At 47.8% G+C, this 16,316-nt stretch carries 13 protein-coding genes, 1 tRNA gene and 3 pseudogenes; 10 read left to right on the top strand and 7 right to left on the bottom strand.

All coding sequences use genetic code 11. The annotated features are described in order from the left end of the window. From JCM12259_RS01620 to JCM12259_RS01610, 3 genes and pseudogenes are all read left to right on the top strand, one after another. Positions 1–670, top strand: a pseudogene (locus JCM12259_RS01620) (relaxase/mobilization nuclease domain-containing protein); the annotation flags it as partial. Between the two features lie 704 nt (positions 671–1,374). Then, a complete protein-coding gene (gene greA / locus JCM12259_RS01615; RefSeq protein WP_025065175.1) occupies positions 1,375–1,842 on the top strand; it encodes a transcription elongation factor GreA in 468 nt (155 codons plus the stop codon). Positions 1,843–1,910: 68 nt separating this feature from the next. Further along, complete coding sequence (locus tag JCM12259_RS01610) at positions 1,911–2,306, top strand: HIT family protein (protein WP_025065174.1); 396 nt, start codon at positions 1,911–1,913, stop codon at positions 2,304–2,306. Between the two features lie 64 nt (positions 2,307–2,370). On the opposite strand, the gene JCM12259_RS01605 is transcribed toward JCM12259_RS01610, so the two are convergent. Then, the gene (locus tag JCM12259_RS01605; protein ID WP_025065173.1) at positions 2,371–3,456 is read right to left on the bottom strand and encodes a mannose-1-phosphate guanylyltransferase; all 1,086 of its coding nucleotides are present in this window, start codon (positions 3,454–3,456) and stop codon (positions 2,371–2,373) included. A gap of 219 nt (positions 3,457–3,675) precedes the next feature. Between JCM12259_RS01605 and JCM12259_RS15975 the strand changes: the two are divergent. The 7 genes and pseudogenes from JCM12259_RS15975 to JCM12259_RS16390 form a co-directional block, all read left to right on the top strand. Continuing rightward, positions 3,676–4,153 (top strand): annotated as a pseudogene (locus JCM12259_RS15975) (IS30 family transposase); the annotation flags it as partial. Positions 4,154–4,263: 110 nt separating this feature from the next. Next, on the top strand, positions 4,264–5,202 hold the full coding sequence (locus JCM12259_RS01595) for an IS1595 family transposase (RefSeq protein WP_025065171.1): 939 nt from the start codon (positions 4,264–4,266) through the stop codon (positions 5,200–5,202). A 140-nt stretch (positions 5,203–5,342) separates the two neighbouring features. Further along, positions 5,343–5,424: transfer RNA gene (locus JCM12259_RS01590), tRNA-Leu, on the top strand. Between the two features lie 198 nt (positions 5,425–5,622). Beyond that, positions 5,623–6,399 carry a hypothetical protein gene (locus tag JCM12259_RS01585; protein ID WP_025065170.1) on the top strand — a complete coding sequence of 259 codons (777 nt, stop codon included), beginning with the start codon at positions 5,623–5,625 and terminating at the stop codon, positions 6,397–6,399. Between the two features lie 141 nt (positions 6,400–6,540). Beyond that, positions 6,541–6,801 (top strand): hypothetical protein, encoded by a 261-nt coding sequence (locus JCM12259_RS13180; protein ID WP_234396506.1) that lies wholly within the window; start codon positions 6,541–6,543, stop codon positions 6,799–6,801. Between the two features lie 258 nt (positions 6,802–7,059). Further along, positions 7,060–8,172: a hypothetical protein gene (locus JCM12259_RS15690; RefSeq protein ID WP_025065168.1), complete on the top strand. Its 1,113-nt coding sequence runs from the start codon at positions 7,060–7,062 to the stop codon at positions 8,170–8,172. A 13-nt stretch (positions 8,173–8,185) separates the two neighbouring features. Further along, positions 8,186–8,383 carry a hypothetical protein gene (locus JCM12259_RS16390; protein ID WP_148299539.1) on the top strand — a complete coding sequence of 66 codons (198 nt, stop codon included), beginning with the start codon at positions 8,186–8,188 and terminating at the stop codon, positions 8,381–8,383. 114 nt (positions 8,384–8,497) lie between these two features. On the opposite strand, the gene JCM12259_RS01570 is transcribed toward JCM12259_RS16390, so the two are convergent. The 6 genes and pseudogenes from JCM12259_RS01570 to JCM12259_RS13165 all read right to left on the bottom strand — a co-directional run bounded on the left by JCM12259_RS01570 (position 8,498) and on the right by JCM12259_RS13165 (position 16,099). Beyond that, positions 8,498–9,418, bottom strand: a complete 921-nt coding sequence (locus tag JCM12259_RS01570; protein ID WP_025065167.1) for a DUF6261 family protein — start codon at positions 9,416–9,418, stop codon at positions 8,498–8,500. A gap of 517 nt (positions 9,419–9,935) precedes the next feature. Continuing rightward, positions 9,936–11,468 carry a hypothetical protein gene (locus JCM12259_RS01560; protein ID WP_025065165.1) on the bottom strand — a complete coding sequence of 511 codons (1,533 nt, stop codon included), beginning with the start codon at positions 11,466–11,468 and terminating at the stop codon, positions 9,936–9,938. A 38-nt stretch (positions 11,469–11,506) separates the two neighbouring features. Beyond that, positions 11,507–11,713 (bottom strand): hypothetical protein, encoded by a 207-nt coding sequence (locus JCM12259_RS01555; RefSeq protein WP_025065164.1) that lies wholly within the window; start codon positions 11,711–11,713, stop codon positions 11,507–11,509. Positions 11,714–12,304: 591 nt separating this feature from the next. Continuing rightward, the gene (locus JCM12259_RS01550) at positions 12,305–12,889 is read right to left on the bottom strand and encodes an isochorismatase family protein (RefSeq protein ID WP_025065163.1); all 585 of its coding nucleotides are present in this window, start codon (positions 12,887–12,889) and stop codon (positions 12,305–12,307) included. Between the two features lie 314 nt (positions 12,890–13,203). Then, positions 13,204–14,627: pseudogene (gene cls / locus JCM12259_RS13170) on the bottom strand (cardiolipin synthase). A gap of 20 nt (positions 14,628–14,647) precedes the next feature. Continuing rightward, positions 14,648–16,099 carry a hypothetical protein gene (locus JCM12259_RS13165; RefSeq protein ID WP_148299537.1) on the bottom strand — a complete coding sequence of 484 codons (1,452 nt, stop codon included), beginning with the start codon at positions 16,097–16,099 and terminating at the stop codon, positions 14,648–14,650. Between the last annotated feature and the right edge of the window lie 217 nt (positions 16,100–16,316).

Genomic DNA, 16,316 nt, shown 5'->3' with positions numbered 1-16,316 from the left:
TAGGGCAGCAAGAGTGGCGGAGGAAATAAGCAGAGAGAAACACTTGACTATCGCAAAGGAGGTCAAGGCGAAAAAGCAGCATCAGGAGCCAAAAGCCAGTCCAATAAGAGAGCAGACAAAACAGCAAGTACAACAAATCTGCTATACCTTGCTTGACAAGTATAAAGGCACAGGCATCACAGGGCATTCCATGTTCCTCTACGAGTTAAACAAAAACGGGATAGCCATAGAGCGCATGAAGAACAAGCAGGGCAAGGTCTATGGCTTGAAGTTCTCATACGGAGAACATACGTTCAAAGCTTCTGAAATCGGCAGAGAGTTCGGCTACCGTTCCTTGCAGAAGAACTTTGAAGCATCCAACAAGGAAGATTCAAATAAACCACACCAAGTAACACAAGAACCGACAGAAAAGAATGAACAGCCTGATACCGGTTATCAACTCGTACCTCCAAGCCGCTCCTCAATTTCACGAGACAATGACACACCACAAGTGCAGAATCCTATTAGTACAGTGGCAGACACCATTGTTAGTGCAGCCGATGAAGTTGTGGAAGGGTTAGGCGATTTGATTACACCATCCACACAGGGCTATGACTATGCAGAAACAGCGTGGCAGCGCAAGCTCAGGAACCAAGCCAACAGAAAGAAAAAACATGGAAGAGGATTATAACTCACGCCTAAGAAAAAATGCAGAAAGAAGAATATCTCATCAAGAACGCTTGTTATTCGGTAACAAAGTATTATCTTTGCAAACAGAATAACAAGCGTTCTTTGTTAGGCAGAAAACAGCGAAGCCAAGTAGTTCGCTCGTTTCCAAATCGTTACCAGTTTAGTTTTACCAACAAGGTAACTTCTTTATTTTCAATTAGATACATTTTAATAATTATCTTGGCATGGTAACTAACGATTAATCGCTGTCGTGTTAGTTTCTGTTGAGTGACTGATCTGTGCAGAAATTCTTGGTGAAGCATAGTAGATGGTTAATTGACAGAGGGTTACCCATTTGCATTTAGGCATAAAAAAAGGGGCTCCGCTGAGTCCCAACCTTGTTAACCTTAAATCTAATACTATGAAAAACACGTTGCAAAGATACGCTGGTTTATATAACTTTGCAAGTGTTTGCGCAAACAATGTAGCTTTCACCTGTGTTTTATTGATTTAAGTCAAGCACTGCATTGTGAAATCTTTTTAATAGAACTGTTTTTCTTATCGAAATATTTGTGTCATTCGGAAATAATGATTATCTTTGCAGCAGAAAATTAAACAATAGAAGTATAATAAGTCTGCGGAATTCCGGCAACTGCGTTTTGTCGGAATTCTTTCTTTTATTGTATCCGCAGACCGGCATTGAATACATCATAAAATATAAAGACTATGGCTTATATGTCACAAGAAGGCTATGATAAATTGGTAGCCGAACTGAAACAGCTCGAATCGATCGAGCGCCCGAAAGCATCTGCAGCTATTGCCGAAGCGCGAGATAAGGGCGATCTGAGTGAGAACTCCGAATATGACGCTGCTAAGGAAGCACAGGCGCATTTGGAGGATAAAATCAATAAATTGAAGGTTGCGATCAATGAAGCTAAGATCGTGGACACGTCGCGTTTGAGTGCAGACACGGTGCAGATCTTGTCGAAAGTGGAAATGACCAACTTGGCAAACAAGGCGAAAATGGTTTATACCATTGTCAGCGAGAGCGAGGCCAACCTCAAAGAAGGTAAAATCGCCATCACGACTCCTATTGCTCAAGGACTTCTGAACAAGCGGGTGGGTGACGAAGTGGATATCAAGATTCCGCGCGGTACCATCAAATTGCGGATAGATAAGATTAGTATTGAATAGCGGAAGGCTCTTGTCGGGCACTTTATCTGAGGGTTCCGACGAGGTTTTTCTCCTAAAACGTATACGTTATGGATATTTTTTCGAAGATTGCTGCGGGTGAAATTCCCAGTTATACCTGTGCAGAGAACGATCGCTTTTACGCCTTTCTCGACATCAATCCGCTGGCAAAGGGACACACTTTGGTGATTCCGCGTCGTGAGGTGGACTATATTTTCGATATGGAAGACGAAGAACTCGCTGAGTTTGAGATATTTACCAAACAAGTGGCACAAGCCATTCGGCGAGCTTTCCCATGTCGGAAAGTGGCACAGGTGGTACTCGGTTTGGAAGTGGCTCATGCCCATATTCATTTGATTCCGATCAATTCGGAAGCCGATGTAGACTTCCATAAAGAAAAACTGAAACTCTCCGAGGTTGAGTTTCAGGATATTTCGGCCAGGATCCGAGCAGAATTCGGCCAATAACAAAATGTCGGACAGCACATGAACAGATGCTGTCCGACATTCTTTTCTGCCTTATGATGCGTCGTTACACATACGCATCGCCGCGCTTCATTTGCACTTCGCTCACGTATTTGCGCACCAAGGCTGATGAATCTCCCTTCTTGCAGATGAACAAAATATTGTCTTTCTCGGCCACGATGTAGCCTTCGAGTCCGTTGATTACGCCCAATTTTCCTTTTTGAAGTTTGATAACATTGTCGCGACAATTCTCTAAAAGCACGTCGCTATCGATGATCACGTTGTCGTCTTCGCTCTTGCGCATCGCCTCATAAATGCCATGCCATGTGCCGATATCGGCCCATCCGAAATCGCATTTCATCACATACACTTCTTCGGATTTCTCTAAAATACCGTAGTCAATAGACAGATTGGGATAGAGCGAGAAGTGATCTTTCATGAAAGTATTCTCCTCTTCTGTTGTGTGATGAGGTTTTTCGGCTTCTAAATCACGCAAAACGGAAGGGAACAATGTGCAGAATGTAGCTCTCATAAACTGTACATTGCCCAGAAATAGCCCCGTATTCCAGTAAAATTCACCGCTTTCCATAAACAGACGGGCAAACTCTCGCTCGGGTTTCTCGGTGAAAGACTGCACCTTGTAAAGCTCTCCTGCCACCTGTTTACCGATCTGTATATATCCGTATCCGGGTTCCGGACGCGTGGGTTTGACGCCCATTGTCAGCAGACAGTTGTTTCGTTGCACGAAATCGAAGCCCTCGTTGACATTTTGTTTGAAGGATATTTCATTGAGAATTAGTTGATCCGATGGCGTGACAATGATGTCGGCGTCGGGACAGCGACGTGAAATGCGATGGCAGGTCCATGCTACACTGGGTGCTGTGTTGCGATGGACAGGTTCTACCAATAGATTATCCGCGCCCAGTTCGGGCAACTGTTCGCGCACCCAATGCACATAATCTTTGTTTGTGTTGATGTAAATATGATCGTGCGGCACGATCTTGGCAAATCTGTCGAACGTCTGTTGCAATAGCGTTCTACCCGTTCCGAAGAAGTCTATGAATTGTTTCGGGCGCGCTTCTCGGCTACAAGGCCACAGTCGCATTCCCTTTCCTCCTGCCAGAATTACGCAAAAGTGGTTGTTCTCAGTCATACTTTCATACAAGATTTAAAATTCAGTGCCTAAATTAGATAATAAAAATGATACTCCCAAACATTTCTCCGTGTTTATCGCTCTTTGCCCTCAAATATGATGACTCACTCCCAATTTCTTGTGTACTTTCCAAATCGAAGTGCAAAAAACTGAGGTTGTTTTTTCATGAGAATAAAATGAAAAACACCGAGGGCTTGCCTTGCGGCCGGGGCGCGTAGCCCCGAAGAGGCAAACGGGAAACGCTTCGGGGACTTCGAGATGGACTTGATTGTAGACCGTTATAACCACGCCATCCTCACTCTCGTGGAGCGTTCCACCAACATGCTCTTTATGACGAGGCTGCGGTACGGCAAAAAGTCCGAGCCGTTAGCCAACGAGGTTTGCAGGTTGCTGCTCCCCCTACAAGAAACACATCAAGACCATTACCACGGATAATGGGCCTGAGTTTGCTGCGCATAAGTAGATCACCAAGTGCTTGGGCGTCGTCGTGTACTTTGCTGACTCCTATGCCTCATGGCAGAAAGGAGCGGTTGAAAATACAAACAAGCTCATCAGGCAGTATATCCATAAGCAAGCAAATTTCGATGATTTCACAGACAAAAAGATAGCAATGATACAGAAGAAAATAAACAGAAGGGCAAGACAAAAACTCAATTTCCAAACACCAAAATGCGAGTTCTACAAAAGAATAATATGAATATCCGCAATCATCCAAATTAGCAAAGTTTACACTGCCTGGACAATCCTTGGTATAAAAATTGTGGGCTTATATTTGACTATTGGAAAGAAATGATTATGAAAATGATTATGAATTTGACTGATTTCTATGAAGTTTATCCTGACGAGGAAGCCTGTGAGCACGCTCTCAGGGAATTTCGTGAATGCCATACTCTTTATTGTCCGGAATGTGGCGGTTTGCACCTCAGTTGGAATCCGAGCCATAAGTCTTGGACATGTATGGATTGCGGTCATGAGGTTACCCTCCGTTCCGGCACAGTGATGCAAGGCAGTAATCTGCCAATTTTCGATTGGTTCGTGGCAATGTTTCTGATAGTAAGTACGAAGCGGGCCATATCCACCTTGGAGGTACAGCGCCAGCTTGGAAGGAAACGCTACCAACCCGTCTGGGAAATGATGCATAAGCTGCGTGACGTGATGGGCAAGCGTGACAGTCTCTACAGGCTGTTTGACCAGGTGGAACTTGATGAAGGATTCTTCTCCACGGAGACGCCTGACAGTGAAAAATGGCATCCTCTCAAGCGTGGACATGGGAGCCAACGGAAGACGGCCGTGCTTGTCATGGCGGAAAGTTCTGTTCCTACAAACACACCAATGAAGAAGTACAGCACCGGGAAACGGGTCGGTCATATCAAGATGGAAGTCATACCGGACTTGAAGGCGGCTACGGAGGAAGACAGAATAAAGAATTCCATAGATGCCACCACAGATGCCACGAAGTCTTACGCGGCACTTACAGCGAACAAAATTGTCGCTAAGCATAAAGCATATGAGATGAAGGACAAGACCATGGTCGGCAAGGTGCTTCCATGGGTACACATATCCATAAGCAATGCAAAGAGGAGTATCCTTGACACGTATCACGATGTCAAAGCAGATTTCCTGCAGCTCTATCTCAATGAGTTCTGCTATAAGTTCAACCGAAGATATTTCGGATTTAACCTGTTCGACAGGCTTGAACTTTGCGCATGCACTTATAGGACGAGTTTCAAGCATAGAATCTACTGATTTGGATGATTGCGGATATTCATTAAGAATAAAGTAATTTTGCACTTGCTGGTTGACTCTACGATCTGCGATGGAATTAAACTTTTCAGTTAAAAAGTTTGTTATATCAGAAAAAACACTTACCTTTGCATCCGCAATAAGCCCAGATGGCGGAATCGGTAGACGCGCTGGTCTCAAACACCAGTGGAGCAATCCGTGCCGGTTCGACCCCGGCTCTGGGTACTAAAAAAGAGTTAGCTTGTTTATTTTTAAGCATTTAACTCTTTTTCTTTTTTTATTGTTTCCATTTTGTTCCTAGCCATTCTTAATATAGAAGATGATATATTAACAGGATGTAGAGTATTAATTCAAAAACTAAGATACAATATCTCAAAAAGACAAGCAGTACACATAATTATTCACTCAACATGATATATTACTATGAATCACTATTATAAAGATACTCATCAAGGTAGAGTTTTTTACTCAGGAGTTATTAAGGTTGGAAAACAACAAATAATAAACCCAACAGAGGAAATGCTGAATAAAGAAGGTTGGATAAAATTTGTTCCGCCTCCACCATCATTGTATGATAAAAATGACCCAATTCATGAAGATATTAGACTTAAACACTTATTTGAAAAATATCCAGATAGTAAAAACATAGTAAAATTAATTAATGAAGGTCTTGTGTATCATTATATAACTTGGGGTACACTATTTAAAGATATTCTCTCTTCTGAGAATTTAAATAACAGAAGAGCGATCCTACGTGCTTATAGTGTAAATTATATGAATGATATTTCTGAAGGTTTAATAATTCCAAGAGGAGCATCAGATTTCGAAGAAAGGAAAGTGGCAGAAAAATACTATCAAATAATAGAAACAAACGAAGGTGAGAAGATAAAAGTTCCAGCTACAATAAGTGCACTCAGGAAGAATCTTATTGAACGTATCGCTCATCAGGCTAGACAACACTTATTCTCTGTTTCTTTCTCTAAAGTCTCAGACTCGCTACCTATGTGGAATAATTATGGGCATAATGGGCATGGCTTATCCATTGGATTTGATGCAAAAGCGATTGTTAACCAAGGGTATGATTTGGTTGAGTGTATCTATGATTATGAACTATCAAATAAATTAGCAGGGTATATATATGACTCTATCCATGACGCACCTGAAGCAACATCTCAAACTATTGAATTAGTTTGCCAATGAAATGTGGTGGACTGTTAAGATCAATGGCTGGGGATGGTACTACTTTTCCACTGTGATAGATGATTATAGTCGGTATATTTCCATTGGGAGCTATGTTCAAGCATGACCAGTAAGGATGTTTTAAGAACGAAAGACAAGGCTATGAAGAATACAAGGCTGACGTATCAGAATCCACCTAAGCTTCTCTCTGACAATGGTCCATGCTATATAGCCTCTTGGCTAAAAAAATATCTCAGTAGCGAATATAATATCAAGCATATTCACGGAAAACCATTGCATCCGCAGACGCAGGGAAAAATTGAACGTTATCTCACGCCAAGGGATGTGTATATGGGATATGGAGAGAAGATTAAGAAAATAAGAGAAATCAGAAAACAAAATCAATCAATAATAGAATTTTAGAGAATAAAATGAGTAACTCTCAAAATAAATAACTACAGTTTGTAACTGTGCACTTTTGTTTGAAAACGTACAGGTTTTTGCGATAAACGTCTGCACAAAAAAATTGTAAATTTCCTCTCTCTCTACCCCACGAAGCACCTCCACCCCTCAAAATCATCCTTTTTCACGCTTAAAAACGAAAAAAAAGGCCATTTCTATTGCTTCTTTAAAAGGTTTTCATTAGATTTGCTGTCATCTAAACCATCAAACAGTAAAAAGATGAAAACTTTGAAATCTTGTATCACCACATGCCTCTGTCTATTCTCCGTCTTAATCGGTCGTGCTGACGAGGCGAAAGTATTCGAATTAGTCACTGACCACACCACGCTGCGCGAAGGCGATCAACTCATCATTGCCAGTTTCGACGGCAGCAAAGCGATGGGTGGTCCTCGGAGCACAAACCTCAATCGAGAAGCCGTTGCCATAACCCTTACCGACGGCAAACTCATTCCACCCGCCGAGGTGTCTATCCTGACGTTGGGAAGCTTGGGCAAATATTGGACCTTGCACGACGGCAAAGGATTCCTCTGGCCCAAAAGTAAGAGATATAATCAACTGACAACAACGACGAACAGGCGCGATGGAAAACTCAGTATCACGATTCTGCCCAACGGACAAGCGCAAATCGATTTCCTTCCTAAAACGAAGACCAATAACCGATATATCGGGTATAACAGCAGCGCCGGACTATTCAGCTCCTACGATAATTATAAACCCATCAAACTCTATCGCCTCCACCGCCCGCCTGTCCCAATCCAAATCAGTTCGATAGGCTATGCCACCCTCTTTTACAGCACCCACGCACTCATCGTGCCAATAGGAGTCACAGCCTTTACCTGCCGAATGAGAGACTCCAAGATCCAGCCAAGCCACACCTATCTGTCGGGCGAAACGATTCCTGCCGGCACTGCCGTAATCGTCCGAGGCACACCGGGCCATCATCCGTTTGAGATTTCGGCGCAGCAAGGCACGCCCGATCCCAACAATCTGCTCAGAGGAAGCGACATCGATGCCCCAACGATCGGTCCTGCCGGCAGTCGATTCTATAAACTCTCGCTCGACGACATGCAATCCCCCCATAGTCTCGGCTTTTATTACGGCTCGGCCGGCGGTGCCTCATTCGTCAGCGGCGCGCACAAGGCCTACCTCGTCCTCCCCGGCAGCGCCGATGCCAAGCCCTACCATTCCATCGACTTAAACATCTCGACCCACATTCGTCCCACCATCCAAGACGCCGCCCCTGCGGCCATCTTCAATCTGCAAGGACAGCGCGTCACCTCACCCCATCGCGGCATCTATATCGTGAATGGAAAGAAAGTAATCATCCCCTAAAACCGAAACAACCATGAAACGACCTTACGAAACACCGACATTCACACTCGTCGTCTTAACCTCGTCTCAACTCTTAGCCGGTTCGCCAACCGGTCTTAGCATCCACGAGACCCCCAGTTCCAGTCCTCAACTGTCAAAAGAAACCACTTACGACACGGAAGACGAAGACGAACTCCCGCCCGCCCCCGCATGGGGAGAAGTGATTTGGTAATCGCAACCGAAATCGACATAAGAAGTGATTTTGGTAACGCACCAACCATAAAACAAAAAGGGAATGCCACCCCTCATTTGGTTTGGCATTCCCTCTCATCTTCATGAATATTGATCACTCTTTCACTTCTTTCAGCTCATCCTTCTCGCGCACAACCCACAGTGTTCGCTTCGGGTCGGTGGTGTAAGCCAATTCATAGAGCTTCTTTTTACCCGTGCCTTGCGTTTTGCCGGTGAAGGTGAGGACGTTGGGGGCGATGCCGTTTGCTTCTTCGAACTTCCGGATCAGCGGGGCGAGTTCTTTGCGAAGCGCCTCGAGCTGGCGCTCGGCGCGGGCTTTGTTCGTGGCCGCACGATTGGCCAACAACGTGTGACGATTGTCGATCACGGCGTTGTACTCGTTGATGAGGGCCGTAATTTTCGCGCTCGGTTCGAGGTCATCGAGCGAATCGATGCGGCGCAGCACGGCGTTGAGGGCAGCGTCGGTGTTGGCGCGCAGGGCTTTGATGTCGAACGTGCCGGTGGGGATCGTTTTCTTAAATCGCGCCTGGAAGCATTTGTCAAAGGCGGCGTTGGCGGCTGTGAGGCGGGCTACGGCGGCTTGCAGATTCGTGCGGCCGACGCTTAATTTGGCTTCTGGCGTGTTCAGATCGGTGAGCAAATTCTGAATCATGGCCGTCTCCTTGGCATAGTTTTGTGCGGCCGTGTCGGGGTAGCGATCGAGGATGTCGCGCAGCATTTGTGCCGGACCCGCGATGTTTTTGTTGGTGTCGAGCAGACAGGCGTCGAGCAGCAGCGTGAGCACGCGATAGGCTTTGTCGCGGGCGCTGTCGAGTTCGCGAAGCTCGCGCGTACCCTCCATTTTCTGCGGCAGATTGAGCGCTTCGTCCTCCTTGCCGATGGCCGTCGCGAGGGAATCAAGCAGCGGATTGAGCTTTTCGATGTTAGCCGTTTTACACATGGCCAGCACGTGGCCGGCGAACTGAAAGTGCTCCATGTTTTGGAGCCGGTCTTTTCGGATTGTCTTGATTTCCATACTGATAAATGATTATTTGCAGATTGCTCTGCGATTGATTAAAGATTATCTTTCTGGTTTTTGGTCTTTCGGCACCTGCCGACGGCATGTTTTTTTAATTTTTTGCTCTTCGGTGGGTGCCGAAGCGTCCTTTTTGAGTTTTTCCGGCTTTCGGCACCTGCCGAAAACGTGTTTTCCCGATTTTCACTCCGTCGGCAGGTGCCGAAGCTCTGTTTTTTGGATTTTCTCGTTTTCGGCACCTGCCGAAGAGCTATTTTTCCGATTTTTGCTCCGTCGGTGGGTGCCGAAACGTTGTTTTTCAAATTTTTTGGGCTTCGGGGGTCCCCGAAACGTCATTTTTTCGATTTTTTGCTCGTCGGGGGGTCCCGACGCGTCATTTTTTCAATTTTTCGGGTTTCGGGATGCCCCGACAGCCCATTTTTCTTCCAGGCGGCTTGTCGGGGACCCCCGACGCGCTGTTTTTCTGATTTTGAGCCTTTCGGGGGATCCCGACGGATTACTTCATCAATCTCGGGGATTACTGGGCGGTCCACAGCTGGCAGCCGTTGAAGCGAGTGTTGCTGCCCACGTCTATGTTGCCATTGAATAAGTACAGGATGTACGCGTTGTGCACATTCCACGGGAAAGGCGTACTCGACCAGTAGTAGCCGGTGAAGCCAACATCGTTCAACGTACCGAATCCGTAGAGACCAAGCTTGGGGAGGTAGAAGTAATCGTTTAAGTTGCTGGGCTTACCAGGGGTGATGCTGATGTTGGAGAAGTTTTGATATATGATGCGGTAATCGGTGCCGTTATAATTGGCGTCGGTAAAGCCCGAAATCTTATCCTTCTTTTTAAACCATATGCCACCCTGGTAGAGGTGCCCCATCGTGGCCCAAAGCGTTTGATCGTCCCTGTGAGGATCGCCTTGCATGCAATACCAAATCAATTCGTTGGCGTTGGGGCAATCCTTGGCGCTACGGTTGGCGGCGGGAGCTGGCACAGAAGCATCTTCTCTATGCCAGCGAGAGTCGGTGTTGTTTTGAGCATAATTCCCATCAGGTTTCCCGTCGGAATCAAGGTGGCCGTACCAATAGTGCTGGCCTTCGGCGGCATCCCACATGTAATAGCTATCTTGACCATAAACTGTTACTTGCAAGTCTGTTTTTACCTTTTTGTTCTTGCCGGCGGTGAAAGTCACGCTGGGGTAAGTCTTGGTGATGGTGCCGGTGACGTAGGTTGCGGGGTCGTGGAGTGTGTATTCCACGGTGAAGTTGGTGTAAGTCCCCGGAGCAATCACCATCGTAGCGGCGTTGATGGCAGCAGTGGATGCTTTGGGGATCGAGAAGTTATTCAACAAGGTAAGTGCGATACTTGTGGATGTGCTTGAGGGCGAAGTGAGGGTGCCGGCATCGTTGATTGTATATGTTCCAGCCATGGCTTCGTTAGCGCTCACTTTGATCTTGGTGATTTGGGCTCCTTTGATTTCTCCCGGTGAATTAAAAGGCAAAAATGTGGCGTAAGCGGCCTTGTGGTCGAGGGTAAAGTGGTATTTATCGCCTCCTACGGGCTTGGTTGCTGTGGCCACGCCGCAGTCGCCATCTTCGCCGATATGACTGGCGTCGTTGGGAATGCTTTGGCTTTGCGCGGCCTTGATCGTCACTTTATCTGCTGTTCCGTTCTTACCGGTGTAGCGTACGGGGTAAGAGCTGGCTGTGAAAGTCCCGCTGAAATAGAACTTGGCTTTGGCGGCTCGCTTAACGCCGGTCGGTATAGCTGGATTAGGCAAAAGTAGGTCGCTGATGTTGTTCTTGCTGTCCTGTGTCAATATGGGAGATATTGCGGTTCCGGTGTTGACCCACAGGCGGTCACCCGCGGTCCAAAAGAAGTTTAGGCCGCTGCCGTCATATTCGCCCGTAGTACGGGTTGCCTGGTCTTCTTCAACGAAACTGGTCAAGCCCTCGGTTCCCGGCTCCTGCTCTGTTTGTTTATTCGCTGTGTCGTCGCTTGCACAGCCGGCAAAAGTGATTAGGCCGGCGAGGGCGAGCAGTGATAAAATGTTTGTCTTCATCTTGTTTGTTCTGTTTTAATTTTAAACGCTTTTGTTTGTTAAATGCCCCACTGCTGCGGGGTGTCTTCTTCGTCCTCGTCAAACCAACCTTGCTTGGCGCTCAGATCGTCGCCGTCGTCGCCAGCCTTGTTGTGTCCGCCGCTGTTGGGAAATGAGGTGTCCATTAATTCGCTGTGAGCCTCCAAACGGATGGCCTCAACCTCGGGCTTGCTGTAGCCCATTCTCTCTAATTGTTTTTGTTTCATAATCGCTATGTTTTGAATGAATAAATCGTGCTTATTTCCCTCTTGCTCGGTTGGCAAAAGGGCATAAAAAGAGAACAAAGGGAACTCCGAGAAGCCCTTTGTTTATTGGGGTTTAGCTCACGCCTTACGCGCGCGCGTAAGATAAAGCCGTGAAGGTGTCTACGCCAGGTGCGATGTGTGTGTGTGTTAAGACTTTTTCCGAGATATGCAAATATAAAGCGTTAAAAGATGCAAGAGAATTGGAGTTCTTTTGCATCGCCGTGCTGTTGGTTATATTTGCTTGTTTAATCATATTCTCGTTTGCTCTTTTTAATCGGCCTCTCGCTTGTTCAGACTCCCATCCCCTAACTTAGGGGGCTAAGGAGGCGACAGGAACTGTCAAAACTGGGGGCAAAGGTAGGTAATTAATCTTAAACAGACAAGGAAATGGTAAATTTTTTAGGTTGAGGAATATGCGGGACATGAGTTCACAAAGCGCGTGTAGGACACAGCACAGGGGAAATAGTTAGTCAAATGCTCTTTGATATAGCACAGATAATAGTGCTGGGCGTGTGATTGAATATGTGTTTTTTAAAGGTTTCTCCCTCCATTTCAACAACAAGTTAAGCCCTTCTGGCGAATGAAATCGTTGAGTTTACTGCCGCCGTCTATCGAGGCGATGCCACGAGCGAAGACATCGACAGAAAGTCCACCGTTGAGCAGATTCCTCAACGTCTCCAACACGCAATAATCGCCTGCCACACCGCAAATCACCATACGGTTGCCAGCCCACGTCACCTCGTCGGTCAGCGTACCCAACGTGTATCGACCGTCCGCGAGTTTCCCGATACGTTGAAAAGCCCCATACTCTTCGGTTTCGATCACCTCGCCTTTTCGAATCACTTGGTAAGGAATATCCTTGTCCAAGCACGCTTGAATGAGTCGCTCGTCGATCTGCGACCCTTTCGAGAAACGGATGCAATGCGGAGGCCACGGACCGCCTTGCGACTTAAACGAGGCGTCCTTGGCATGATGCCAATCCACGGTGAAGATCACTTCGGAAAGGTCATCGTGCGTGTTGATAAAATCCAGGATGTGGCTCACGGCCGTCTCTGCACCCGCCACGTAAAGCGTCCCCGCGGGATCGCAAAAATCATATTGGCAGTCTACCACCACCAGTGTCGTTTGTTTTTCCATTTCTGATCTGTTTTGTCTATCTTCTTTGATGGGTATTGCTACTGACCGTGAAACCGCTTAAAGCATTTGCTTGACAACGTCTACGGTCACCTTCAACACGCTCCTTGAATCTATTTATAAAGTGCCGAATCCGAATGATATACCCTCCTTATCTCGGTACAAAGATAATGATAATTGCGGAATGGTCCAAGGAATCACCTAAGAATCTGGATGAGAAGATTGAGAGTCTTGGGGTGATGGAAGGGGAGGTCGTGACAAGGGATATGAGGGAAACGATCGGGAGAGGGCATCGGACGATTGGGCGGGATAGGGCGTTAAAGCAGGGGAGAGAGCAGGCGGATGAAGGATTCCCAGAGGCGGTGGAGGAAGGGGCGGCGGATGAGGGAAGGGATGGCTTCGATGGGGAGACAAGACTGTTGGTCGGTGAGGAAGATGTCTTTCATACGGAGGGCCATGGCAGTGTCATAGAAGAAGATGTTGGACTCGAAGTTGTTTTCGAAGCTGCGGAAGTCTACATTGGTGGAGCCACAGGTGGAGAGACTGTCGTCGCTCACGAGGATTTTGGAGTGGTTGAAGCCTGCTTGGTATAGATAGATCTTGACGCCCGAGCTGACTGTTTCGAGGACATAGGAACGCCCGGCCCACTCCACGATGCGGGCGTCGGTGTGATGGGGGATCATCAGTCGGACGTCTACGCCGGCCAGCGCTGCGGTGCGCATGGCAAACAAGACGGGTTCGGTGGGGAGGAAGTAGGGTGATTCCATATAGACATAACGGCGGGCCGAGAGTAGGATGCGGACGTAACCTTGCATGATGTCGGGCCATGGCGAGATGGGACTGCTTGTCACGACTTGTGCGATGCAGTTGTTGTCGATGTGGCCTGTGGGCTCTGGATAATAGGTCCGCCCCGACACCAGGGTGCGGTCTACGAAATACCAGTCGATGAGAAAGGCTCGCTGAATGGCGTAGACGGCTCCGCCGATGATGCGCATGTGGGTGTCGCGCCATGGCCTTTTATGTGTGCCTTTGACGTATCTCATGGCGATGTTCATGCCTCCGATGAAGCCAATGCGGCCATCTACGATGCAGAGTTTGCGATGGTTGCGATAGTTCATTTTGCTGGTGAAGGCGGGGAAGCGCACGGGCATAAAGGCGTGGACGTCTATGCCGCCGTCGCGCATTCGCTCGAATAGGGCATTGTTCACGCGCCAACATCCCACATCGTCATAGATGAAGCGCACTTCCACACCCTGTCGTGCCCGGTCGATCAGGCGTCGGCGATGAGATTGCCCAGCGGGTCGTCTTCGATGATGTAGGTGTCGAGATGGATGTGGTGCCGGGCTTGACCGATGGCACACAGCAGAGCGAAGAAGAAGGCATAGCCGTCGGTGTAGATCTCGGCTTCATTATTCTTGAAAGGGAGTGCCAAGCTTTGGTTGGTGAAGAGTTGGATCAGGCTGCGATGTTGTTCGGGGATATGCAAATTCTGTTGTTCGGCGAACTCCAACATTGAGCGTTTGGAGAGCATGTCGAGACTGCGTTGACTGATGAGGCGCTCCTTTCGCGTGTTTTGTCCGAAGAAGAAGTAGAGTAATACGCCTGCCACCGGGATGAAGGTCAGCACCAAGAGCCATGCCATCGTCTTGACGGGTTGACGGTTGTCCATCAGCACTGCGATCATCGTTCCGATCACCACGGCTGTGTAAGCGAAGACGAAAGTCCAATGTATGTAAACCAGCGACTGCATGCTCGGTTGCTTTAAGAAGGCGTGTTGCGATCTCTGAGTTTCTGGATATAGGCCAGCTCGCTGATGGCAAAGTCGCTGTTCTCGGGTTCGTCGAGCATCTTTCGCAGCAGTTTCTCGGCCTCGTCGTAACGCTCAAACTCGATGTAGACATAGGCTTTGCGACGTTTCAGGAAATTGATAAAGCCCATCACATGTCCTTGCGCCTCCTCCTCATCATCGACTGCGGCCTGCGCATTCTGCATCTCTATCAGCAGATTGTCTATCACGTCAATAGCTCTAAAATCACGACTGTTGACCAGAGTGTTGATGTATTCCTCCGTGTAAGTGACCCGGCGCAGAGGAAGCGTCATTTCCAAGTAGTAATGTGCCTGTTTGTAAAGGTGCAACTCACTGTAACAGAAGCCCGTAAAATAACACACGCTGAAAAACTTCTCGCGAGCCGACGGCTTCATCTTGTGATATTGCCGATGGAGGACCACAAAGGCGTTTTCCAAGTATTGCAGGGCTTCCAGATAGCGCTTCTGACTGAATAACATCCGCCCCCGATAGAGGTTATAACCCGTCTGTGGATCCATGCACTCGCTGATCAGACGCTGTTCGTCGGTGAGGTCATCGCCATAGCCCTGTTTCTCCTTTTCCAACGCTTCTTTCCACATGTACCGGAATTCGCTCAACCGTTGTTCGGGCGCGGTGAGATCATAGGCCACGAGCACGCTCCACACTTCGGGCCGATGCTCTATCGAAGCCGCTTCGACTGTCTTTCCCAGCGAAAGCGGAATCAGCGTAACCGTCAGCCGATAATAGAGCGAATGGCTCACGACGCCCTCTCGGCGGGCATCGATGAGGAGATGCCGTCGGTGCTCGGGCCGCCGGGTTTCATAAAAAGCCAACCTCAATGTGGCTTCGTCGCGAACGAAATGGCCGTCGGCAATCAGCGCGTTGGCCAAATCATAGTCCATGCTTTGGGATTTGTCGATTTCCGTTACGCCGTCGCGTGCTTCCAGCGTCAGACAGGCAGGCGAAATGCTGTTGGGTTCTAACAAGGTGTGCAACAGTCGGCCGAGTGTCATCGGGCGTTCCACATCCTGTCGCCAATCTTCCTGCCCCATCTGGTGCAGTATCTCCTGTTCGCGAAGCAAATAGAGTTCGCGACGGTAAAGAGCATGATCCGACTCCACGTCCATCAAGGGACTTTTCTCATTGTCTTTGACCTCCTCACCAAAATGCTTGATAAACGTATTTTGCCAGGAGAAGATCTCTGCCATGGCGTGCTGAAGTGCTTTTGTGGCCTGACGCTCCGAGAGCATCAGGCCGACGATCAAGTGCACGTCGGTCACGCCCTGTTCCGCATTGATCGTATAGACCATTCGCAGTCCTCCGGCATTGAGATTGCATTGGTTGCAGAGGCTGCGCACCAGCGCAATATGCTCGACTGCGGTTTCGAAGAAGAAGAGATAAGACACCTGTATATAGCACTCTCGCTCTTAATACGGAGGCGGAAATGCCCGCTCTGATAGTCGTATTTTCCGATCAGGTCGGTCTCATCTTTTTCCCAAGCCACGGTGCAATTGAGATTCTTCAACGCCTCTGTCACAATGGCTTTGCTGTTACTTTGCGACAGATCGTCGTTGTCTTTTTTGTCCTTGCTCCATCCCATCTTCTTGCGTAGTGCAGGTATCT

It is taken from the genome of Hoylesella enoeca JCM 12259 (genome assembly GCF_000613405.1).
Lineage (GTDB): Bacteria > Bacteroidota > Bacteroidia > Bacteroidales > Bacteroidaceae > Prevotella > Prevotella enoeca.
This window is presented reverse-complemented; position numbering and strand designations above follow the sequence as displayed.

Coding starts and splice junctions, on each gene's coding strand:
- JCM12259_RS13180 (WP_234396506.1), top strand. CDS start 6,541: ATGAAGAATACAAGGCTGACGTATCAGAATCCACCTAAGCTTCTCTCT.
- JCM12259_RS01555 (WP_025065164.1), bottom strand. CDS start 11,713: ATGAAACAAAAACAATTAGAGAGAATGGGCTACAGCAAGCCCGAGGTT.
- JCM12259_RS01595 (WP_025065171.1), top strand. CDS start 4,264: ATGAATTTGACTGATTTCTATGAAGTTTATCCTGACGAGGAAGCCTGT.
- JCM12259_RS01610 (WP_025065174.1), top strand. CDS start 1,911: ATGGATATTTTTTCGAAGATTGCTGCGGGTGAAATTCCCAGTTATACC.
- JCM12259_RS01560 (WP_025065165.1), bottom strand. CDS start 11,468: ATGAAGACAAACATTTTATCACTGCTCGCCCTCGCCGGCCTAATCACT.
- JCM12259_RS01550 (WP_025065163.1), bottom strand. CDS start 12,889: ATGGAAAAACAAACGACACTGGTGGTGGTAGACTGCCAATATGATTTT.
- greA (WP_025065175.1), top strand. CDS start 1,375: ATGGCTTATATGTCACAAGAAGGCTATGATAAATTGGTAGCCGAACTG.
- JCM12259_RS15690 (WP_025065168.1), top strand. CDS start 7,060: ATGAAAACTTTGAAATCTTGTATCACCACATGCCTCTGTCTATTCTCC.
- JCM12259_RS01585 (WP_025065170.1), top strand. CDS start 5,623: ATGAATCACTATTATAAAGATACTCATCAAGGTAGAGTTTTTTACTCA.
- JCM12259_RS01570 (WP_025065167.1), bottom strand. CDS start 9,418: ATGGAAATCAAGACAATCCGAAAAGACCGGCTCCAAAACATGGAGCAC.
- JCM12259_RS01605 (WP_025065173.1), bottom strand. CDS start 3,456: ATGACTGAGAACAACCACTTTTGCGTAATTCTGGCAGGAGGAAAGGGA.
- JCM12259_RS16390 (WP_148299539.1), top strand. CDS start 8,186: ATGAAACGACCTTACGAAACACCGACATTCACACTCGTCGTCTTAACC.